The sequence below is a fragment of the Endozoicomonas sp. SESOKO2 genome, from assembly GCF_024606245.1.
Taxonomy (GTDB): domain Bacteria; phylum Pseudomonadota; class Gammaproteobacteria; order Pseudomonadales; family Endozoicomonadaceae; genus Endozoicomonas_A.
In genome coordinates this window covers 1-2452 of the sequence record NZ_JAHHPQ010000251.1, presented here as the reverse complement: position 1 = coordinate 2452, position 2452 = coordinate 1, and the positions used below count along the sequence as shown (strand labels likewise).

General features: G+C 42.3%; 1 protein-coding gene. It reads right to left on the bottom strand.

What is annotated here, in order from left to right; all coding sequences use genetic code 11:
- Nucleotides 1–2399 (bottom strand): hypothetical protein (locus KDK17_RS05990; protein WP_257253126.1); only part of this gene is annotated, 2399 nt, incomplete at its 3' end.
- Between the last annotated feature and the right edge of the window lie 53 nt (nt 2400–2452).

The window sequence follows — 2452 nt, the reverse complement described above, 5'->3', positions numbered from 1 at the left end:
GCCTGTGGGATGTGCAGAAGATTAAACCGTTCATCAGTAAAGATTCTGATGGCTGTTTCAGCGGCAAAACGTACACCATATAGAGAGCTTGCTAACAACCCGGGCAAAATTTCTGTAAAAATCTTACCCGCTTCAATAAAGATTTTTTCCTCCGGCTTTTTGGTCGATGCATATTGAATAACCGGCTTATCACTTGAGTCTGTTTGCGAGGCTTCGGATGACTGACTCTGGTAGGACTGGTAGCTGTCTAGCCGCATACCCACTAGTGATTCCAGATAACCGGCATAATGGAAGCCAATGATACGCGCTCTCATGAAATGATCATGAGCGCTAGTGAGAACTCTTTTGCGACCGGTTAATACTATCCGCTGACTGTCAGGACTTATTTCTGCATTCAGGAGTGTTAGTCCAGCCAGGCAATGAAACCAGCCTAACATCTGTAGTGATACAGGATCCGTTTTATTTTCATATTGGTCTATGTGTTGTTTTAATTTCAGATAGCCAACTTCCCGGGCATGCTCAATAGCAAGAATAAAAGCACTTTCGTTACCCTTTCTGAACTGTTTCATGCTGGAAATGTTAAAGACAGCAAAGTCGATGTCTTTTGGTGTTGAATGAATATCATTCTTCTCGACTGGCTTATACAATATATGACTTTCAAACCATTGGCGTAATTGTTTCCAATCTTTTGAATCACTCTGGAGTTTTTTTGCCTTTTCTGGATTTCCACCGATTTGTCTTATGTTATACTCGTGAATCAGCAAAAGGACGTTGTACCATTCTGATGCATCCTTGGTAACCAATTCAGGAAATAAGCTAATTAATTTTTCTAGAAATTGTAAGTCATGACCAAAATGATGGGTGGTCAAGCTGGCTTGGATATTGATGGGAAGGGCTTTAAGATGAGGGAAAAAAGGCTTTTCTTCTGGTGAACCATTCAGATGAAAAGCAAGTTTTATGATATCTGCGCATGCCCGTTTTTCAGGATGAATATCTTCAATGAGTTGAGCCAGTTTTTTTCTGAGAAATATGATGTTTAATGAGTTCGATGAAATATAGCCCTGCACAGAAAAGCGCATGATAATTGACGATAGAGACAGACTATTAAATTTAAGCAAGTCCATTCGACCAGTGGCAAAGTGCAGTACCAATCTTAATATTGCTTCCGTATGTGCTTCCTTTGACACTTCCGCTGCCATTACCGCAGCTGCTATCGATTCCGTTCGAGCTTCTAATGACGCGGTGGTCTCTCGTTTAGTTTCTATTTCCACTTTTATTTCTGCTATCGCTTCCGCTGCTTCCTTTGCAGCTGCCTCTGCAGCCTTTTTTGCCGCTATTTTTGCTGCCACTAACGCCATCTTTGACGTATTCATTTTCACCGCTGCTGTATGCTTTTCTGCTTCCACTTGCCCATTCACTGTTGCCGCTTTCAATGTCGCCGTTGCCGTTGCCGTTGCCGTTGCCGTTGCAGACGCTTCCGCCGCCGCTGCTTCAGCTGCCGCTACCACTGCCGCTACCGCTAGCACTTGTTCATGCTGTTCGTCTGACAGCTGTTGCTGATTTATAAATGTCTCGCCCATTCGGGTCAAAATATTATCAACTGCGACGTCAGAACCTTTAGTCGGAAGTTGCTCCAAAAACTCTCTGAGTAGACGTATGGAAGGTGTTACCGTACCTGGAATCTTACGTTGCGGTTTTTTCAGATAAGTGTCTGCATCAAAGGCCAGTTTCAGTTCGAAAGGCTTTGGAATCAGTAACAGCCATTTGAGTAATATTCCGGCCAGAACCGCTGAATTTGGCTCTAATTCCAATAAGATCTCAATAGACTGTGACACTCCAGACAATGCAGAGAGACAGGCTCTTACTTTTGCATCAGGCTCTCCCTCCATACCATATTCAAAAAACAGCATGAGCATCCTTGCGTAAGGTAAGCAGAAGTGTTGAGAAAGTAAAATAGCCTCCTTTATCTTTTTGGCATTGAACTTGACTTCCGGACTAAAGGACAACTCTATGGTTTTGTCATCATCTGACATTTTGGCCCTCATCATGGCCAGTGCTTTCAAAAAATAGTAGTAGCCTATTCCTAGCTCGTTTATTGAATTTTTATTGTTTTCTAAAGCCTTTTTGAATGCCGAGATCTTTTTTTCTGTCTGTTCTAAAAAAAAAACCGGGTTTTCCTGAATTAGTCTGACTTCCTGAATAATATTGTTATCCAGTTGAAATAAATGCTGGATATATATCCGTTCACTGAACGCTTCTTTTGATACCCTGATACCTGGCTTTAAGTATTTTGGCTGTCTTGTTACACTTACTGCTCTTTTTGCTTTCTCAGGAGTTGCATCTCTTCCAGAGGTGAGTTGCGCCGAAGTGGTTGAAGTAGAGGAAGCCAATACTGGCACCGGAACCTCTTTGATTTGAACAAAATTCCTTGAAAGCAGTAAAGACCGGGCAA